Origin of the sequence: uncultured Chitinophaga sp. (assembly GCF_937898475.1) — a bacterium.
GTDB lineage: Bacteria > Bacteroidota > Bacteroidia > Chitinophagales > Chitinophagaceae > Chitinophaga.
On record NZ_CALEJS010000040.1, the window covers coordinates 88,540 to 107,927 of the forward strand.

The window sequence follows — 19,388 nt, forward strand, 5'->3', positions numbered from 1 at the left end:
CAAAAGAAGGACTATTCGCGGTTCTGCCTGCGGTAGTCTCCGGGGCTGAGCCCTACCACTTTTTTGAATACGCGGGAGAAGTAAGTAGGGTCTTCATAACCCAGCTGGTAGGCAATCTCTTTAACGCTTATTTTACTGTAATACAGCAGGCGCCGGGCTTCCAGCATTGTTTCCTGCTGTATCCAGTAGCTTACCGGAAAACCGGTATTGGCCTTTACCGTTTCGTTCAGGTACGACAGCGAAAGATTCAGCTTACCGGCATAATCTGCGGGGCTTTTCAGGGTCTTGTAATGTGCTGTGAGCAACTGGCGGAAGGAGGCCGTAATGGCGCTGCTGCGGAGCGCCTGTTTACAGTCGCCCGCCTGCCCGGCATATAACCCTGCCACCATCCCGGTGAAGGCGCTTACCAGGGAATGCAGGATGGGTTTAAAGTAGGCGCTCGCTGCATCATTCCTTGCGGCTTCCAGTACTTTCAAAAGACCGGACAGTGAGGCCTGCTGCTCTGTTGTAATACAAAGCGGCCCCAGGGCGGCTGCCTCATGTAATACGGGCTGAAAAAGATCTCCTACCCACATGGCGTCTACCGCCACGAACCAGCCGCTTGCATTGATGGAATCAACGTATTCATGCACCTGTCCCGGTTGCACATACAGGAGGCCGGGCGCTTTAAGGCACTGCGTCTGGAAGTCTATCATAATACGGCTCTCGCCTGTTTCCAGCAGCACAAAAATATAGTGATCGTCACGATGAATACCCAGGCTCTCTCCGGGTTTCTCCCCCGCCATGCTGACAGACCAAACCTCCAGTCCCAGGGGAGACCGCTCTTCTAATATATGTACGGGTATGGTTTGCTTAAGACGTGAAGACATAACTGCAAAACAACAGCTTTTTGTTTATACAGTAATAGACGAATAAGGAAATGCAATATTGCAGCCGGCACAGAGAAGTTAAAAAAAACCGGCGGGCTCCACGTTGCAGAACCCGCCGGGATGGTTGCTTATCAGGAACAGTAAGGAACTGTTTATAGGATAAAAATTTTACGGGCGGTTTGTGTTATATTATTGCTGTTCAGCACCTGTACCACGTATAAACCGCCGGAAATACCGGACCCGTAGTTAATGGGGATGGTCTGGCGTTTGGAGCCCAGCCTTACAGGCCTGCTTACCACCACCTTACCGTCCATATCTACCAGCTGTACAATGTAATCGCCTTTATCCAGCGCGTTAAAGGCCACATTGAAAGTATTGCCCGTTACCGGAACGGGGTTGGGCCAGACGGAGATATTGCTGCCGTCTACATCCAGTTTCTCCGGTGCGGTAGCTATGTAGTTGTCTTTCTTATTATCCTGGAAAAGGAGGTTGCCGCTGGCCAGATCGGAAGCGTTGTATACATCGGTATTTTTTCCTGTAATGGCGGCTGCCGTGAGCGAAGGCATATCCAGCAGGTAGTAACCCTTGCCGTAGGTGGAGCAGCTTAAGATCACCTTGCCGTTATCGTCTACAGCGGCGCCGTTGGTATAAAAGCCCTGCGGCAGGCCCTGTATGGCGCCCATGAAAGTAGCTTCACGGCTGTTTACATCTATCTTGAAGACTTTGTTGTAAATGTTGATCAGGTACAGGTAGCCGTATTTATCCGCTACCAGGTCGCCCCCCCAGCCGGTGCAGAAAGCGTGAACGGAGTTCCCGCCATTCTCCGGCGCATCTTTCAGGCTGCCAAGGTCTCTGAACTTTACCTGCTGCCCGGTAGTGGCGAAGGTAAAGAAGTGTTCTGCGTCGTTAGTAAGGGCATAGCCGTTACCATCTGCGCCGATGACCATACGGCTGATATTATTCTCTTCGGGATGGCTGACAAAGGGATCATTGATACGCAGATCAGCCACTTTTACCGGTGCGGCACTATTACTGTTGAGGTTCACCGCATACAGCTCATTGGTATGCATGGTGGCAAAGAACAGGCGATGCGTGGTATTATCAAATGCGGCGGCGGCTACCTTGCCTGCATTGTTCCTTGCATTTTCGGCAGTGGCCGGAGCGGGGGCCTTACCCAGCTGGTTGATAGCTGATCCATTGTTGATGTCAATGAGGCGCAATACATTCCAGTTCATGCCGCCGATGGTGTCTGCCGTAATAGCGTAGGCACTGCTGCCACGCTGCTGTGCAGCAGCGCTGAAACAGGTAGCCAGGAGGCAAACGGAGCTTAAGAAAAAAGGGATTTTGCGTAAAGTTACGGTTTTCATATAAGGTTAATTTGGGTCTATAAAAGTTACGACAAATTTCGATCATTTCTTCTGCCGGGTAACGGGCAAATAACATTATTTTTGCCGAGGTTATTCTCCTGATAAGCCCTCGTACCAGCACCCCTTTTTCTAAACTACTAAACCCCAAAATGTTATGAAAAAGTTGCCATTACTTTGGATGTTGTTGCTATTGCTACTGACGGGCGCCTGTAAAAAGTATCCGCCGCCGTCCCAGCCTCCCAAAGAGATTTCGACCATTATTACCGATGCCGGGGGTAAGCCCCTGGGCGATGCGCATGCAGGAACCATTATACAGCTTACCGCGGAAGCGTTCAGGAAATGGAACCAGGAAGGCCGGATAAAGGCAGAAGGCAAACTGTACTTTGATACCATTCCTGCGCAGATCATTGAGGCCAGGGATAATTATATCCTTACCATCCTGCCGCTGATGGGTTATATAGACACGGTTCGTATTGATGTTATAGGCCTGACCATTGGCAGTTCCATCTTCCAGCTTTGCCGCAGCTGCCTGCTGTACCGGCCTACCGTACGGGGCGTGGTCTTCGCCGGCTTTACAGGCGGAAAAGCAGACGGCACTTTCACCATGCCCGCAGAAATGACAGCCGATGGCACCGGCAATCTCTATGTGATAGACCAGCGCCCCTCCCATGATGTGATCATCAAGGTAACACCCGCAGGAGTAACCTCTGTGTTTGCAGGAGGCGCCAATGAATTTGGCCGCCTGGTGGGTATTGGGATCAACCACACAACAGGACTGATGTACGTATCAGACGCTACCGCCAAACAGGTGAAAACCATTAACATGGCCACGCCCTCCCTTGTTTCCGTACTCGCAGGTAGCGGGGCCACCGGCAATACCGATGGCACAGGCGCCGCCGCCAGCTTTGCTTTCGGCGCACAGCGGGTAGACGATTTTGCCAGCTCAGAACTGGGACAGGGACTCGCAGTAGATGCTGCCGGTAATATCTTTGTGGGAGAAAATTACAACGCCGTTACCTTCGGCTCACAACTCAGAAAGATAACGCCAGCGGGAGTAGTCACCACGGTGCCGGGCAGCCGGATAACGCCCATGGCACAGGAGCAGGTGGCCCTTCCATCCGGTGTCACCATCAACACCAGCAATGAACTCTTCTATGTGAGCGGCAGCTCGGGGTTCTTCCAGGGCATTACAAAGATCAGTCCGGGTGGGGTGGCCTCGCGGCTCGCGGGTAAAACGTCTTTCGAGGGGTTGAATGACGGCACGGGGGCGGTTGCCCAGTTCTCCTATCCCAAGGCTATTGCCGCTTTCAATGATTTCTATTATGTGGCAGACGGTACCAATGGGGCATTACGTAAGGTAAGCACCTCCGGTAAGGTAATCACCCTCGCGGGTGTGGGGCACTTCTCTACCGCCACCTATTGCGGCTGCCCCTTTGTGGGGCCGCGGGACAGCAGCTACCATTTGCCGCTGATCGTACTGGATCCGGACGGGCATGAGGAACTGGCGAAAGCCATCCGGATGGACCAGGTGGGCGGACTGGCGGTGATCCACGGCGGATTGATCTATGTGGCGGACTACGGGTATAAATGTATCTGGAAGATCACCATTGGATAGGGTTTCATCCCATTTTCACACGTGTTCGTCCCATTTTAAATACGCACTCGTAATAGATCACTATCATTGTTGAAAGTTTCAACAATGATCCCTTTCAAAAAACTAGAATTCGGCGTTGCTACCGCCATATTCCTGTTACTATTATTCCCGCTGCTGTATCAAAGCGTTACCTATAATGTGTTTGATATGCAGCGTGACTATGGTTATAAGTTTCATCATTACCACCAGGTATTTGATTATTATATCCATTATGTGTTGCCGTTATTGGCGCAGATGTCTGTTGTATATGCCGCCTTTCTTTTCCTGAATATGCATGTGATCCCCGGATTCCTGGAACAACGGCGCTGGCTGCCTGGTCTGTCACTGGCTGTGGTTACGCTGGCGCTGGTGTTCCTGGTGCTGATGGTTGCCTACTCTTACCGTTACGGTTACCTGTTTGGCGTGTATGCTACCGTGAGAGGGGCGCATATGCACTTTGCCAAATCAGCTTTCACTACTACTGCATTTTACGCGCTGCTCTATGTGCTGTATTATGCGGTCAAACATATTTACTTCCAGTATTTCCATGGCAGGAAAAAAGTACTGAGTGAGCCCCTGCTGCTGGGCTGCATCTGGGCGATGCTGCTGGTATTTTCATATGGCATACACCATCGGGAGTTTTTCATTGTGCTCTTATGCGGAGGACCTTACTACACCGTTGTCTTTTATGTTTGGTATCACCGGGCATTCCCTGCTTTTTATAAAACACATCATCGTAAATCCATTCTCTGGCGTGATCTTATCCTGACCTCCATGGCTGCAGGCATACTGACCTTCTTTTTCGGTTTGATTGCCTGGCATGGTTCTCCGGAGCCGCTGTCGCTGATGGTGTTCTGTATGTTCCTGGTACAATTTGTGGCGCTGCTGCCGCTCACCTGGTGGTTGTATACCACCAGCCAATCGCGTCAGCATACCATGCTGAACCTGCAGGCGGCACTGGGACGTTCTGCCGCTGATCTTGACTTTCTGCGTGCGCAGATCAACCCGCATTTCCTGTTCAATGCACTGAACACGCTATACGGAACCGCCCTGCAGGAAAACGCGGTAAATACGAGTGAAGGCATACAGAAGCTGGGAGATATGATGCGTTTTATGCTGGATGAAAATCACCTGGAGAAAATCCCCATGCATAAGGAAGTAGCATACCTGCAAAACTATATCTCGCTGCAACGCCTGCGCACACAGGGTGCCGCAGACATACAGATCAATGTGAACATTGAAGAAAATTTCTGCGAGCATGACATTGCACCTATGCTGCTGATCCCTTTTGTAGAGAATGCATTTAAATACGGCATCAGTTTGCGCAACCGTTCCAGGATCACCATCTCGCTTTCCTGCGATGCAGAGAAGATCTATTTTGATGTGCACAACACCACACATACCAGGCCGGAGAATGACCCTGAAAAAGAAGGCCGTGGCATTGGCCTGAACAATGTAAGGACCCGCCTTGCTTTATTATATCCTGACAGGCACGAACTGGGCATCCGCCAAACCGCTACCGAATATTTTGTACACCTGACGATACACGTAAAATAAAACAAGCGCATGGAACAGACGCCTACGAACAGCATAACAACAGCAGACGGGCTTAGTAAATTTCTTTGGTGGATGGCTGCTGCAGATGCAGCCACACTGCAAGAATGCCGGCTAGACCGCGAGCGCTACCGTATCATTGGTATATCCGTGCTCGTTACCTGGTTATTTGCCACACTGGCATGGGGTTACTTCTTCTCTACCGTGATAAACGACGAAATAGTGGTCGCAGGACTGGCTGTTTTCTTTGGTTTTGCCATCCTTTCCATTGACCGTAGCCTGATAGCAGCCATGTCGGGCGCAGGCCGCCGGCAGTTTCTTCCGGTGGCCTTTCGTTTGTTCCTGGCCGTTATCATTGGCCTGTTCATCTCACAACCTGTTGTGCTGATGCTTTTTCAGAAAGATATACAGGCACAGATGGTGTTGAACCGACAGGGTAAGCTGGAAAAATTCCGCGAAGAACTGGACGCGCTGAATGCCCCGCGTAAAGCAGCGCTGGAAAAAGACCGGCAGCAATGGGAACAGCAGCTGCAGCAGAAAGAAGCACAGGTAAAAGCCTATAAAGACGATTACATCAAAGAAACCGACGGCACCGGTGGTACAGGCAAGATCGGTGAATCATCCATTGCCCGTGTTAAGAAAACCGAATACCTGAAAGCGGAGCAGGAGCTGAGCATGCTGCGCAGCAGCCTTATGCCACAGCTGCAGGAGCGGCAGCGCCAACAGGAGGAGATCTGGAAAGAGAACCGTGTAAAGGAACAGGCTTATGCAGCCTCGCTTACAGACGGTTTCCTGGCACAAACAGAAGCATTGGGCGAACTAACGGATCAGCATCCTGCATTACGCCAGCGCTATCGCCTGATCGTATTAATCATTACTTTGATAGAGATTATGCCCTTACTCAGCAAACTGCTGATGCCAAAGGGAGAATATGACAAGCTGATGGACCATAATAATGTTTATCTTGGATACCGGAAAAACAGTATGGTATGAAGCTCTCCGCTATTGCCATAGATGACGAGCCGGTAGCGCTGTCTGTCATCAGATCACATGCAGGTAAAGTGCCCTTCCTCGAAATGACGGGTTACTATACCAATGCCTTTGAGGCAATGGAGCACCTGAACCGGGAAAGAACAGACCTGCTGTTCCTTGACATCAAGATGCCTGATATTACGGGTATCGATTTCCTGACCAGTTTGTCTAACCCGCCGATGGTAGTATTCACCACTGCCTATTCAGAGCATGCGGTGCAAAGCTTTGAGCTGGATGCGATAGACTACCTGCTGAAACCCTTCTCCCTTTCGCGTTTCCTGAAGGCCTGCAACAAAGCGCATTACCTGCTGCAAATGAAACAGCAGCATACCTTGACTGGTTATATCCCTGAATATCTGTTTATCAAAAGCGGGTACGAGCAATACAAGATATTACTGGATGATATACTGTACCTGGAAAGCGCGGGTAATTATGTGAACTTTGTATTGAAAGACCGCAAGCTGCTTTCGCGTATATCCATGCAGGAAGCGCTGGCCTTACTGCCATCGCCGCTGTTCACCCGGGTACACCGCTTTTTTATTGTTGCCAATAACAAGGTAGAGCGTATTGACCGCAATTACCTCTACATACAACAGGCGAGCATCAGCATTGGCGCTGCCTATGCCGATGCCGCGAGTAAAATATGGAACGGGAAAGACAGCTGACTGTAGCGATCATTGCACAGTCTTGACCGGCTGTTCTGCCGCTGTACATAATCCCTGCAGGGCGGCTGTCTGCAGTACATGTCCCTGCATAGCTGCCTCTACGGCTTCCCGCTCGGATGCGGGAGGAAGATCCAGCATGATATCCAGTGCATATAAGCGGAACCAGTAATGATGAGTGCCGCTGAAGTATTTAGGACAGGGGCCTTCATAGCCGAAGCTGTGATTATTGGCCAGGCCTTCCACGCCGCCGGGCGGGATGGTGTTCTGGGGCACTTCCGTGGTGCTGGCCGGGATGTTGAATACCATCCAGTGTGTCCAGGGTTTGGGTGTTGCGTCTACATCTTCAAAGATGAGGACGAGGCTGCGGGCGGCGGTTGGAATATCATGGAACTGCAGCGGCGGACTGATATTAGGTCCGAGGCAGGTGTATGGCTGCGGTATGTGCTGCTGATGGTCAAAAACGCTGGTGATGTGCATAGTGCATGGTTTTAGAGAACACCTTGTACAAAAAACATGCGGGGTTAAAGAAGGGCGGCCAGCTCATCGTTACCAACACCACACGATCCATCAATACATCACTGAAATGACGGCCGGTAATCTTGTTTGCCTAAAAGTAATAAACGAAGCAGGCAGGTTGGTTTCTCCCAGCTTTTCTTTCACCTGCCATTGCCAATCGGTGATAGGGCAGTAACCGATGCCGAACCAGATGCCCAATATAAACCAGCTGGCGGCGGTAAGCAGGATGAAAATGAAATGCAGCTTACGGGTAGCCGGGAAGATCCATCCCAACAGGTTAAACCCGATGATCAGGAGGTGTAAGCCGGTGAGTAAAAAGTCTGCCAAATGGAGCATTACCTGCTTTTAATATCAAATCTAACTAATTGATAAACAAGAGCCACTCACTTTTCTGTATAAACGATGACCTTACATTTTTTTAATTCCCAAAAAATAATACCTTTGCAGTCCTCCTAAAGTTTGCGGGTGTGGTGAAATTGGTAGACACGCCAGACTTAGGATCTGGTGCTTCACGGCATGGGGGTTCGAGTCCCTCCACCCGCACAACAGCCATAATGATTTATCATTGTGGCTTTTTTATTTCCCTTCATTAAATACTTAGCTATAGCAACACCATAATCAGCGCCGCTATCAACCCATACCCCAAAACAGCACTACCAATAGCCTGACAGGTAAACTTCCTTTGCGACTTCCTGCTCTTCATGAATTCCCTTTTTACATCCTCATGCCCTTCCACACCTGCCAGGCGGGAGAATGCCCGTTTGTTATACACCCCTTTGGAAAAAATCCATTCCCGCTGTTGCGGCAGATCTTCTGCCAGGCGGAAAAAGTAGCTGGGTTGGCGCTGTGTGATTGTATCTATCACTACCCCGGCGTACTGGCTTTGATGATATGCCAATAACGCCGTCAGGCTGTCTTTCAGCACGCTATAGTGCAGGGTATCCATGTGTTGCAGCAGGTAGTTTGTCAGGCGGGTGCATCGCTCCTGTTCTGCGTAGATATGCGCTTTTGTATCGTTTTGTTGTGCGGCTGACACCGCCCTGAATTGCAGGTAGGGCATATACTTTTCATGCTCAGGAAGCTTTCTCCAGGCAGCGTAGGCTTCTGTGTAATGATAGTTGCTCAGGGGATAAGTTTGCCTTAGCTGCCGGCTTAGCGACAGGTAATGACTCATGTGCCAGGCGTTATTCAGGTGAAGATTTGCCTGTATGGTGTCAGTAACGGTGTTTAGCGGCAGGGCCTTCTTTTTCCCCGGGATGTTGAGCTGGTAAAGCCCGTTGTTGCACAAGGTTACCCGGAAATAGTTGCCGCGGTAACCGCCATCTGGCTGTTTATGTAATGTGTCTATTGTGATCACTGCTGCTTTATATCCCAGATGGTCGCGGTAGTGGTCAAACACCCAGGCAGCGGTGTCTTTCAGTTCAACGTAATGAAGGTGGGATCTGCTGTCTGTTTTGAGCAGCAGGCTGTTGGTAGCTGTTTGTGCACAGGAAGGGTGGTAATGTACAAACAGCAGGATAGTGACAAACAAATGTTTCATATCAACACTAAAGATGCAGCCGGGTAGTATTTCCATAAGAAAATGGGAAGATATTGGCGATGGATTGTTTACCGGAAAAAGCCAGGGGATGATGAGGTGATAGCTTCCCGTGTTGGCATTAGCGCGAGGGAAATTTCGGGGAGTTGGCGGGGGGTAAAAAGGAATAGGTGAAGCATAGGGCAAACACTTACTAAACACTCAGCAGGCAATCACTAAGCACTTACTAAGCAAACACTCCGCCTGCACTAAGCTTACCCCTTAGGTAAGCGTCTCGTAAGCCTATAGTAAGCGTTAAGTAGAACTAAGGGCTTAGCGGAGCTGAGGTGGACTTGATCAGGAGTTCAGGGGGAGTTGATGCGGGGTGGTACGGGGGCGTGATGCGGGGACCGGGAGATGGAATGCGGGTTAGTACCGGAAGATGGCAGGGTGTTATTCGGTCAAAGCAATCCTTTAAACAGGAATGGTAGTAGCTAAGTGTAACCATCACCGTTTACCGTTTAAAGGATTGCTTCGGCGCGTTACGCGCTGGGCTGCGCGGCGCCTCTCAATGACGGGGGAGGAAGAACCGTTTGCTGCTAGACGGGGGAGGAAGAACCTTTTACCGCTATGACGGCACCGGCGGCCCGTTTACCGTCGCAATACAGGAATGCCGCACTTCTTCTTCCGCAGCAGAGAGTGATACACTCCGGTTGCGGAATACAAACCGTTTACGATATGCCTTTGCTAAGATAGCTGCCGGTATACGTACCTGGTCAGCCGGTACTTCAAGATGAATAATATCCGCAGCTATGTAGCGGCGGTCATTAGTGGGATATAATACGCCGTTAGTGTCTTTACAGGCGCGGCATTGCAAGGTCACCATCAGCACACCTTCTCCTTCGGCAGGAACGCTCAGGGCTAGTCCGTTGAAAGGTACATCATCATTTAACTCAATGACAGCGGTAGATGATTCGGCACTCACTACACGATGTGTGCGGAAATTCACTCTTACCGCAATCAGGCGAAGCTCCAGGTGGGTATGGGCGCCGGGTGGCTCCAGCTCCTGCGCGGGTACGTGCAGGGTACCGTTTGCCGTAAATACAGGCGGAATGGTGAACAGCTTTTCCAGTCCCGTATAGCGGTTAAAGTGAAAGCCCAGCAGATCGGGGAAATTATCTGCACCGGATTGAATGAACAACTTATTCAAACGGTTCACCAAGGTACCGTCGTGGCGTATGCCCAGGTGCGGACGAAAAGCGCTGCGCAGCAGCTTTCCTTTCCGGCTGGCAATACCGAAGCGACGGGCAGCGCGTTTAGTTGCAGCTGTCTGTTGTATGTTGTCCGGCATGCTACGGAAGAAATATTTGCCATTTCTGCGGTAGCCTATCACGTTATCAAGTCTGCCGGTGAACTTGTGAATGCCGACTTGTAGCGCCATGAGCAGTTATTTTATATGAAAATAAGGGAAACATTTTAAACCTGGTGCAGGGGTAGTAATTTCTTGATCTGGATCAATTTTTTGAGGGTATTTATGCCGATTTAGGTGCAGTAGCGGTTTGGCGGCCAGCCAAGATTATCTTATTTTTACGCAGGTCCGCATAACATTCTGATCCCTGTAACAGCATGGCCGGTGATGAATGTGCGATGCTGATCATCCCCAAAAATAAAACCAGCTTAATATATGAGATACCAGGCAAATTTAGATTCCTTGTCAAAAATCATTACGAATGTGTTCATCATTATAGCACTGATGATGTTATTGCTGCACATCACCAATGTCACCAACACCGCTTCAGGCTTTCCCTTTTATTCATACATTCTCCTCCCGGTAATACTGATTGCATGGGGCCTGAGCCCGCAATACTACGAGGTAACAGATGGGGTGATCATTATCAAAAGGCCTTTTAAAAGTATTCATGTGCCCATAGAAAAGATCAGTACAATAAGCACCACTACCAGGGCTGAGCTGGGCTTCAGCGTACGTGTTTTCGGTATCGGGGGGCTTTTTGGTTACCTGGGCAGTTTCAGATCAAGTGTGATTGGCTACCATCAAAGCTGGTGTACCAACCGGGAACATCTGGTGCTGATCGAATATGACAACAAAAAAATGCTGATCAGCCCATCAGACCCGGTAGGCTTTGTACAACATGTAAATACACTGCAACGTACCGTTCCATCCGGCAGTAATGATTAGCCGCGTTGAACCTGAAAGAAATGTAAAAGGGAAGATCACAGTGATCTTCCCTTTGTTGTTAACCGGGATATATAGTAGTCTTTACAGTTTGCGGCTTACCGCATTTTGCAAAGCGTCTCTATCAGCTCAGTTACTTCGGTACCATGATACCTGGCAAAACCCAGGCTCAGTGCTTTCTGAAAATCGGTACAGGCATCGCTGTTCCTTTTCAGGGCGGCGTATATCAGTCCCCTGTTCTTAAAGGCATAAGCATTTACGGGCAATACGTTGATGGCGTTATTGATGTCTTCCAGGGCGCCCTGCAGGTCGTTCAGCTTATACTTTATATAGCCGCGGTTGTTCAGCGCATAGGCTTCGCCGGGTTTGAAGGAGAGCAGCCTGTTGCTGATATCGAGCGCTTTCTGGTATTGCCCCAGGTTGGAATATAAATAGGCCAGGTTGCCGTAACCGCCTTCAAAAGTAGAATCCAGCTGAATGGCTTTTTCCAGGCAGGCGATGGCTTCCTGCGGCTGATCCATATGCGGCAGCAGTCCACCCAGGTTCTCCAGGGCGCACACGCTGTTGGGGTTGTATTTAAGCGCTTCGCGGAAATCTGCTGCGGCGCCCGCATGATCGCCAGATAGTCTCTTTGCCACTGCCCTGTTCACCAGGATGGTCTCTTTATCGGCGGCGCTGTCTGCATACTGCAGTGCCTCGTCATAATCCCTGATGGCCGCTTCAAAATCTTCCAGGTCGGTCTCCAGGTCAGCGCGCCAGCGGTAAGCCGGCCAGTAGCTGGGATCGGCGTTCAGTGAAAGGGCAAGATCCTGCAGGGCTTTCTCATGTTCGTTGATCTCCGCATAGGCATGGCCTCTCAGCGCCAGGACTTCGGCATCATCCGGCGCCTGGCTCAGTATCCGGGTATAGACGGCAATGGCCTCCCCGTATTCACCGCCGTTGGTGAGCGCTACTGTGCTGTCTGTAAGGGGGGTATTGTCCTGGGAATGGGCATAGGAAATGCAGGCGAGCATCCATAGGTATAGTAGGGCTATTTTCTTCATATGTTTGTTACTAAAACAAAACCATTTAACGCACCAAAATACGAAAAAACGGCGGAATCTGCAAGGGGGTGGCCGGGAGCGGGAGGGTTAAAAAGCGGGGTTAAAAAGCCCTGATGCAGGGTACATCCGGGCTGGCGGCTAAAATTTTGCAAATATTTTGCAAGCAAACTTCAGCTAAACGCACTATCTTCGCGCTTCTGAAAAGATAGTCATTTTTTTGTAACTACTTGACAGATAGATTTTTACCAGGGAGTTTGCAAGGAGCTGAGGGCGTACTTCACGCCATAAAGGCGTTAGGTCACCAAGTATATATCTTCCCCGCTGCCATTCCTTCGTGCCTAGTGACTTCATGGCAGAAAAAATAATTCAGGAACTATTATTGCACATACAGAACACTTTTATTAATAATTATTATGGCAACCGTTACCAGAGAAAACATTGGTTTATTGAACGATAAGATCACTGTGAAAGTGAGCCAGGAAGATTACCTTCCTAATTTTGACAAAGCAGTAAAACAGTTCAGCAAAGCTGCTAATATTCCCGGTTTCCGTAAAGGAATGGTGCCGGCTGGTATGGTAAAAAAGATGCACGGTCAGGCGCTGTTTGCTGACGAGGTGCTGAAAACCGTTGAGAAAGAACTGATGGGCTATCTCCAGAACGAGAAGCTGGACATCTTTGCCCAACCCCTGTCTCTCGAAAAAGAATCCAAGAATTTCGACTTTAACAAGCCCGAAGAATATGCCTTCGATTTTGAAGTGGGCCTGAAACCTTCTTTCGAGGTATCTCCCCTGGAATCCGGCAAAACCACCCTTACCCGCTACAAGATCAAAGCTACCGATGCGGAAGTGGAAGAGGAAGTAAAACGCCTGCAGATCAAAGGCGGTAACATGACCGAGCCGGAAGCTATTGATAATGAAGACAATGTACTGAACGTTGAGTTTGAAGAATGCGACGCACAGGGCAATGTGATCGAAGGCGGTATCAAGAAAGACAACTCCCTGCTGCTGAAATACTTCTCTGCCTCCCTGCAGGAGCAGCTGAAAGGCAAGAAAACCGGCGACACACTGGTGTTCCAGCTGGCTCCTTCCTTTGACGCTGAAAGACTGGGCTGGATACTGAAAGACCTGGGCTTTGACGAGAAAGACGAGGCTGCCGCCCAGAAATACTTTAAACTGACCATCACCAAAGTAGGCCTCATTGAAAAGCGCGAGCTGAACGAAGCGTTCTTCAAAGAGATCTACCCGAACGAAAATATCACCACAGAAGAAGCTTTCAAAGCTAAACTGAAAGAAGAGATCGAGAAATACTGGGATTCCGAAAGCCGTAACCGCCTTCATAACGACCTGTTTGAAACGCTGGTGCACGAAACTGCCATGGAACTGCCCAAAGATTTCCTGAAACGCTGGCTGCAGACCGGTGGCGAAAAACCCAAGACCGCCGAAGAAGCCGAAAAAGAATATCCGAACTTTGACCACCAGCTGCGCTGGACGCTTATAAGCGATAAACTGATCCGCGAAAATCAACTGGAAGTTTCCTTTGAGGAACTCAGAGAAGGCGCCAAACAGAAATTACTGGGCTACTACGGCGCAGGCGCTGCCCTTGACGGGGCCGACTGGCTGGACAGCTACCTGGACCGCCTGATGCAGGATGAGAAATTTGTAGACCAGACCTATCGCGAAATGGTGACCCAGAAACTGTTCGAGTGGGCAGAAACCAAGGTGGATCTTAAAGAAGAGGAAATAACAGCCGAAGAATTTGCTAAATTACCTCATAAACATCACCATCATGAACATTAATAACGAATTTAGAAAATATGCGATCCAGCATCGCGGAATCAGCAGCCTGGTAGTAGATAGCTATGCACGCCATCAGATCAACGCATTGACGCCCTACATCATTGAGGAGCGCCCGATGAACGTTGCTACCATGGACGTTTTTTCCCGCCTGATGATGGACCGGATCATATTCCTGGGCGACCCGATCAATGACTACGTAGCCAACGTGGTTACCGCCCAGCTGCTGTTCCTGGAATCTACAGACCGTAACCGTGATGTACAGATGTATATCAATAGCCCTGGTGGTAGTGTGTATGCGGGTTTAGGTATCTATGACACCATGCAGATCATCGCCCCGGACGTAGCCACTATCTGTACAGGTATGGCCGCCTCCTTCGGCGCTGTACTGCTGGTAGCAGGTGTGAAAGGCAAACGTACCGCCCTGAAACACGCCCGTGTAATGATCCACCAGCCTCATGGCGGCGCAGAAGGCCAGACCTCCGATATCGAGATCACCGCCCGCGAGTTCGTGAAGCTGAAGAAAGAACTGAACGAGATCATCGCTACCCATTGCGGTCAGCCGTTCAAGAAAGTGGAAAAAGACTCCGACCGTGACTACTGGATGACCGCCGATGAAGCCAAAGAATACGGCATTATCGACGACGTGCTGGACAGGAACCCGAGGAAGAAACAGGAAAACACGCCGCAGTAAGCGCATCATAGAGAAAGGAGAAACGGAGGAAGGGCAACCGCCTTTGCTCCGTTTCTCCTTTTTTCTGTTTTTCCTATTTTACCTAACTTTGTTAGCTTAGCTGCCTAATAAATAAACTAATCACGGATGAAAGAATCCAAAATACGTTGTTCCTTCTGCAACCGCTCCAAAGATGAGGTGCAGATACTGATTGCCGGTGCAGAAGGCCATATTTGTGAGAATTGTGTGGCCAACGCACAGGAAATTATAGAACAGGAGCTGTTCCAGCATAATAAAAAGGCCCCCTCCCACTTTGTACCCAAAGTGGCAAAGCCGGTTGAAATCAAGAAATTCCTGGACGAATACGTGATTGGCCAGGACGATGCCAAGAAAATACTGGCCGTAGCGGTATATAACCACTACAAACGTCTTAACCAGCAGATCGGCGAAGATGAGGTGGAAATAGAAAAATCCAACATCATCATGGTAGGAGAAACCGGTACGGGAAAAACCCTGCTGGCTAAATCCATTGCCAAACTGCTGAACGTACCTTTCACCATTGTAGACGCTACCGTGTTTACAGAAGCAGGGTATGTAGGAGAAGATGTGGAAAGCATCCTGACCCGCCTGCTGCAGGTGTGCAACTATGACGTAGAGGCTGCCGAAAGAGGCATTGTATATATCGATGAGATTGACAAGATCGCCCGTAAGAGCGATAATCCTTCCATTACCCGCGATGTGAGCGGCGAAGGTGTACAGCAAGGCCTGCTGAAACTGCTGGAAGGTACCGAAGTGCTGGTGCCCCCGCAAGGCGGACGTAAACACCCGGAACAAAAGCTGATCAAGGTAAATACACAGAACATCCTGTTTATCTGCGGCGGCGCTTTTGACGGTGTAGACAGGATCATCAGCAGAAGGGTGCAAACACATTCCATCGGCTTTACCGTAGATAAAGAGAAAGAAGAGGAAACCAAAAAGCACATCCTGCGCTATGTGAACAGCCAGGACCTGAAGTCTTTCGGCCTCATCCCCGAACTGCTGGGCCGCCTGCCGGTGGTGACTTACCTGAACTCACTGGACAGGGACGCGCTGAAGGCAATCCTCACCCAACCCAAGAACGCACTCGTTAAACAATACAAGAAACTCTTCAAGGTAGAAGGTATTGAACTGAATATAGACGAAGATGCAATAGATTACATCGTAGACAAAGCCATGGAATTCAAACTCGGCGCCCGTGGCCTGCGCTCCATCTGCGAGGTGGTAATGAGCGAAGCGATGTTCCACCTGCCGTCTACCAGCGAAAAAGTATTCTTACTCACCAAGTCTTATGCCCAGGAAAGACTGGAGCAATCCACACTGGTGAAACTCAAAGTAGCTTAAAACATATTTATGCAGGAACTCATTCAGCAACTCCAGGAAAAAGCAGGGCTCAGCGCAGAACAGGCCACTAAAACAATTGAAGTGGTAAAAGACTTTGTGAAAAGCAAAGTGCCCCCCTTCATTGGTGAAACCGTTGATAAATGGTTTGCCAGCGCCGGCGGCGCCAACCAGCAGGCCCCCGAACAGCAGGATGATTTCCTCGACAATTGAATTAATAATTAATAAATAAAAAAATAAGAGACGCGGAGGTGATCTTCGCGTCTCTTATTTTTTTATTAATACCTATTAATTACTGAAGACTTTTCAGGTAGAGGTACAAGGCTTCCAGCTCGGGCTCCGTGTACTGGGCGGTCATCTGCCAGGGCATGTCGTCATTATTCAGTTGTTTGCCCTCCGGGGTTTTACCGGTGCGCAGCGTGGTAATGAACTGCGCTGTGGTCCAGCTGCCTACATGCCCCTTTCCCGTAATATCCGCCACACGTGTTTTACCCGGTACGGGGTTGTCGCCGCCCCGCAGGTCTTTATGATGACAGCCGGTGCAGGAGGTAGAGAGATACCTGCCATAAGCGGCAGACACTTCCTGTTTCACTATTTCAGGCGCCTGGTAATGATGGTCCACCTTTTCTGCAGGTACCAGGGGTATCTTTCCCAGCGCCGTTAATACACGGCCCAGGGGCCCGATCTTGGTGGGGGGCGGTTCATTATCTACCGCAGGCTGCGTTTTACACCAGGCGATGATGCTGGCAATATCATAATCTGCCAGGCCATTGAACTCGTAAGATGGCATCAGGATCAGCGATCTTCCATCGGGTTTCAGGCCATGCCGCACGGCCATCAGCCAGGCCTTATCATCAAAATCAGCCGGCAATCCGCCCTTGCCCCTGGTAAGATTAGCGCCGGTGAAACGCCCTATCATAGGATCATCTACAAATACCTTCCCGGCCAGGTTGGGGCCATGACAATCCGCACACCCTTTTACGATGTAAAGACGGGCGCCGTAAGCCAGCATGGCTGAATCGGCGCGGAGCGATACAGGCTTTACCTTTACCGCATACTGTTTGTTTAGACGGCCCGATACATTCATCCAGGCAACGGAATAAGCGATCAGCAATAATACCAGGATCGTACACACGACAATGCCTGTCCACTTTAATATTTTACGCATGGGGTTAGAATAATTTTAATGCAAAAATATAAGGCGGGCGTGCGACGGCTATCAGTAGAACTACTTAATTATGGAAACGGGTATTAGTACGAAGGGGCCACAAAGATAAAAGCATCCCGGTGATACCGGAATGCTTTTTAGATTGCGTAAAAGTGTTTCAATCTTTGTGTTTTGGGTTTAGGTTGATAAAAGGTAAAGAGTGATTGACTTAACCCAAATTTAACATTTCCTTTTTAAACTTCCATCACACAAAAGGGTAATATTCATTTTTTTGTCAAAACCCATAAGTGGTCACACAATACGCCTTTTTTTACATTATGTGCGATTAGAATATATATTTTGTTGACAGGAAATTGGATGTTTGGTCGCTAACAATCTTATTGATCAATGCCTTGTTCTCTTCCGTTTGTTTGGTGGCTACCATAGAACGGATAGAAAATGCCCTCAAAGCATCGGGAACGCTCAGGGTAGCTTCGGCGCTGTCTTTACGGCCGGTGAAGGGGAAGGTATCCGGGCCACGCTGACATTGACAGTTGATATTTACGCGGCTCACCTGGTTCACCAGCGGATCTATAAGAGAAGCCAGTTCTGATGCGTTATTGGTGAAAAGGCTCACCTGCTGTCCATGCTCTGAGTGGATCAGGTACTCTATCGGGGTATTGATATCATCGAACGGCAGCACCGGTATCACGGGTCCGAACTGTTCTTCGCTATACAGCTTCATACGTTCGTTTACGGGATATACGATAGCAGGGAATACCATAGACTCATATGCATCGCCGCCGTGCGGGTTCACTACGGTAGCGCCATTGGCAATAGCGTCTTCTATACAGGTCTTGAGGTACTTTGGCTTCTGCGGTTCAGGCAGGGGTGTCAGGAACACATCTTTCTCCCAGGGCATACCTGCTTTCAGCTTGCCTACCGCCTCGCTCAGTTTGTCGAGGAAGCTTTGCGCAATACGGCGGTGAACAAAGATGATTTTGATAGCCGTACAACGCTGACCGTTAAACGATAATGAGCCCAGCACACATTCTTTCACCGCCAGGTCGATATCTGCTTTATCCGTGATGATGGCGGCGTTCTTGGCATCCAGTCCCAGGATGGCGCGCAGGCGGTTCACCTTGGGGTGCATCTTCTTCAGCTGGTTGGCCACCTTGCTGGACCCGATCAGGGTCAGCACATTGATCTTGCCGGATTCCATCAGGGGCTGCACGATCACATTACCGCGGCCGTAAATAGTATTGACAACGCCCTTGGGAAAGCAGCTGCGGAAGGCTTCCAGCAGGGGGTAATGCAATAAGGTACCATGTTTGGGAGGTTTGAAAAGGATGGTATTACCCATGATCAGGGCAGGTATCAGCGTGGTAAAGGTTTCGTTCAGCGGGTAGTTGAAAGGCCCCATACACAACACTACGCCCAGGGGGGAACGGCGTATCTGGCCGATGATGCCCTGCTGTATTTCAAAGCGGGATGAGTTGCGGTCAAGATCTTTCAGCGCATCTATGGTGGCGTGGATGTATTCTACCGTACGGTCAAATTCCTTTACGGAATCGGTGTAGGATTTTCCAATTTCCCACATGATCAGCTTCACAACTTCCTGTTTGCGCTCGATCATTTTACCGGTGAATTTCTCTACGCAGGCAATTCTTTCTGCCACCGGCATGGTGGGCCATTCGCCACGGCCATCATCATAGGCGGCCAGGGCATCGTCCAGCGAAGCCATGGCTTCTTTTGCGCTGCACAAAGGATATGATCCTATTACTTTACGTTCCAGTCCGTTGGCTGTTCTGACCCCGATGGGTGATACTACCGTGTGTACGTCACCGTTCCAGGGCCTCATTTCACCGCCGGACAGGTATTCACGTTGATGGATCTCTGCAGGGAGGCGGTATTCCGCGGGTATTGTCTCTTCCGTTTCAGGGAACAGTTTTTCTAATTGTTCAGCAAAGGTTGTCATAATTAACAATGAATAATTAATAATTAATAAT

18 protein-coding genes and 1 tRNA gene are annotated in these 19,388 nt (G+C 49.7%); 10 read left to right on the forward strand and 9 right to left on the reverse strand.

The genetic code is table 11. The annotated features are described in order from the left end of the window. Positions 1-11: 11 nt before the first annotated feature. Positions 12-869, reverse strand: a complete 858-nt coding sequence (locus Q0577_RS23625; protein ID WP_298740716.1) for an AraC family transcriptional regulator — start codon at positions 867-869, stop codon at positions 12-14. A 152-nt stretch (positions 870-1,021) separates the two neighbouring features. Continuing rightward, positions 1,022-2,236 (reverse strand): T9SS type A sorting domain-containing protein, encoded by a 1,215-nt coding sequence (locus Q0577_RS23630; RefSeq protein WP_298740719.1) that lies wholly within the window; start codon positions 2,234-2,236, stop codon positions 1,022-1,024. Between the two features lie 154 nt (positions 2,237-2,390). Here Q0577_RS23630 and Q0577_RS23635 point away from each other — a divergent pair, with 154 nt between their 5' ends. From Q0577_RS23635 to Q0577_RS23650, 4 genes are all read left to right on the forward strand, one after another. Beyond that, positions 2,391-3,851 (forward strand): hypothetical protein, encoded by a 1,461-nt coding sequence (locus tag Q0577_RS23635; protein WP_298740721.1) that lies wholly within the window; start codon positions 2,391-2,393, stop codon positions 3,849-3,851. Positions 3,852-3,935: 84 nt separating this feature from the next. Beyond that, on the forward strand, positions 3,936-5,426 hold the full coding sequence (locus Q0577_RS23640; protein ID WP_298740723.1) for a histidine kinase: 1,491 nt from the start codon (positions 3,936-3,938) through the stop codon (positions 5,424-5,426). Positions 5,427-5,435: 9 nt separating this feature from the next. Next, positions 5,436-6,416: a DUF4407 domain-containing protein gene (locus Q0577_RS23645; protein ID WP_298740725.1), complete on the forward strand. Its 981-nt coding sequence runs from the start codon at positions 5,436-5,438 to the stop codon at positions 6,414-6,416. Further along, positions 6,413-7,120: a LytTR family DNA-binding domain-containing protein gene (locus Q0577_RS23650; RefSeq protein ID WP_298740727.1), complete on the forward strand. Its 708-nt coding sequence runs from the start codon at positions 6,413-6,415 to the stop codon at positions 7,118-7,120. The genes Q0577_RS23645 and Q0577_RS23650 overlap by 4 nt, the downstream gene beginning before the upstream one ends. Before the next feature lie 9 nt (positions 7,121-7,129). On the opposite strand, the gene Q0577_RS23655 is transcribed toward Q0577_RS23650, so the two are convergent. Both Q0577_RS23655 and Q0577_RS23660 read right to left on the reverse strand, forming a co-directional pair. Further along, complete coding sequence (locus Q0577_RS23655) at positions 7,130-7,597, reverse strand: YbhB/YbcL family Raf kinase inhibitor-like protein (protein WP_298740730.1); 468 nt, start codon at positions 7,595-7,597, stop codon at positions 7,130-7,132. A 90-nt stretch (positions 7,598-7,687) separates the two neighbouring features. After that, entirely contained in the window at positions 7,688-7,963 is a 276-nt protein-coding gene (locus tag Q0577_RS23660) for a DUF2784 domain-containing protein (RefSeq protein ID WP_298740732.1), read from the reverse strand. Positions 7,964-8,097: 134 nt separating this feature from the next. Here Q0577_RS23660 and Q0577_RS23665 point away from each other — a divergent pair. Continuing rightward, positions 8,098-8,179, forward strand: a tRNA-Leu gene (locus tag Q0577_RS23665). A 58-nt stretch (positions 8,180-8,237) separates the two neighbouring features. On the opposite strand, the gene Q0577_RS23670 is transcribed toward Q0577_RS23665, so the two are convergent. Next, complete coding sequence (locus Q0577_RS23670; RefSeq protein ID WP_298740734.1) at positions 8,238-9,176, reverse strand: hypothetical protein; 939 nt, start codon at positions 9,174-9,176, stop codon at positions 8,238-8,240. Between the two features lie 604 nt (positions 9,177-9,780). Continuing rightward, complete coding sequence (locus tag Q0577_RS23675) at positions 9,781-10,593, reverse strand: hypothetical protein (RefSeq protein ID WP_298740735.1); 813 nt, start codon at positions 10,591-10,593, stop codon at positions 9,781-9,783. 270 nt (positions 10,594-10,863) lie between these two features. Between Q0577_RS23675 and Q0577_RS23680 the strand changes: the two genes are divergently transcribed. Continuing rightward, complete coding sequence (locus Q0577_RS23680) at positions 10,864-11,349, forward strand: PH domain-containing protein (RefSeq protein ID WP_298740737.1); 486 nt, start codon at positions 10,864-10,866, stop codon at positions 11,347-11,349. 95 nt (positions 11,350-11,444) lie between these two features. On the opposite strand, the gene Q0577_RS23685 is transcribed toward Q0577_RS23680, so the two are convergent. After that, positions 11,445-12,389, reverse strand: a complete 945-nt coding sequence (locus Q0577_RS23685; RefSeq protein WP_298740738.1) for a tetratricopeptide repeat protein — start codon at positions 12,387-12,389, stop codon at positions 11,445-11,447. A gap of 413 nt (positions 12,390-12,802) precedes the next feature. On the opposite strand from Q0577_RS23685, the gene tig reads away from it, so the two are divergent. The 4 genes from tig to Q0577_RS23705 all read left to right on the forward strand — a co-directional run bounded on the left by tig (position 12,803) and on the right by Q0577_RS23705 (position 16,445). Continuing rightward, positions 12,803-14,185, forward strand: a complete 1,383-nt coding sequence (gene tig, locus Q0577_RS23690) for a trigger factor (RefSeq protein WP_298740740.1) — start codon at positions 12,803-12,805, stop codon at positions 14,183-14,185. Next, positions 14,175-14,876 carry an ATP-dependent Clp endopeptidase proteolytic subunit ClpP gene (clpP, locus tag Q0577_RS23695; RefSeq protein WP_298740742.1) on the forward strand — a complete coding sequence of 234 codons (702 nt, stop codon included), beginning with the start codon at positions 14,175-14,177 and terminating at the stop codon, positions 14,874-14,876. Before tig ends, clpP begins: the two co-directional genes overlap by 11 nt. A gap of 126 nt (positions 14,877-15,002) precedes the next feature. Beyond that, entirely contained in the window at positions 15,003-16,235 is a 1,233-nt protein-coding gene (gene clpX, locus Q0577_RS23700) for an ATP-dependent Clp protease ATP-binding subunit ClpX (protein WP_298740744.1), read from the forward strand. A 9-nt stretch (positions 16,236-16,244) separates the two neighbouring features. Next, positions 16,245-16,445, forward strand: coding sequence for a hypothetical protein (locus Q0577_RS23705; protein WP_298740746.1), 201 nt, complete (start codon positions 16,245-16,247; stop codon positions 16,443-16,445). 79 nt (positions 16,446-16,524) lie between these two features. Here Q0577_RS23705 and Q0577_RS23710 read toward each other — a convergent pair whose 3' ends face one another. Beyond that, positions 16,525-17,400 (reverse strand): c-type cytochrome, encoded by an 876-nt coding sequence (locus Q0577_RS23710; protein WP_298740748.1) that lies wholly within the window; start codon positions 17,398-17,400, stop codon positions 16,525-16,527. Between the two features lie 325 nt (positions 17,401-17,725). Continuing rightward, entirely contained in the window at positions 17,726-19,357 is a 1,632-nt protein-coding gene (locus Q0577_RS23715) for an NADP-dependent glyceraldehyde-3-phosphate dehydrogenase (protein WP_298740750.1), read from the reverse strand. Between the last annotated feature and the right edge of the window lie 31 nt (positions 19,358-19,388).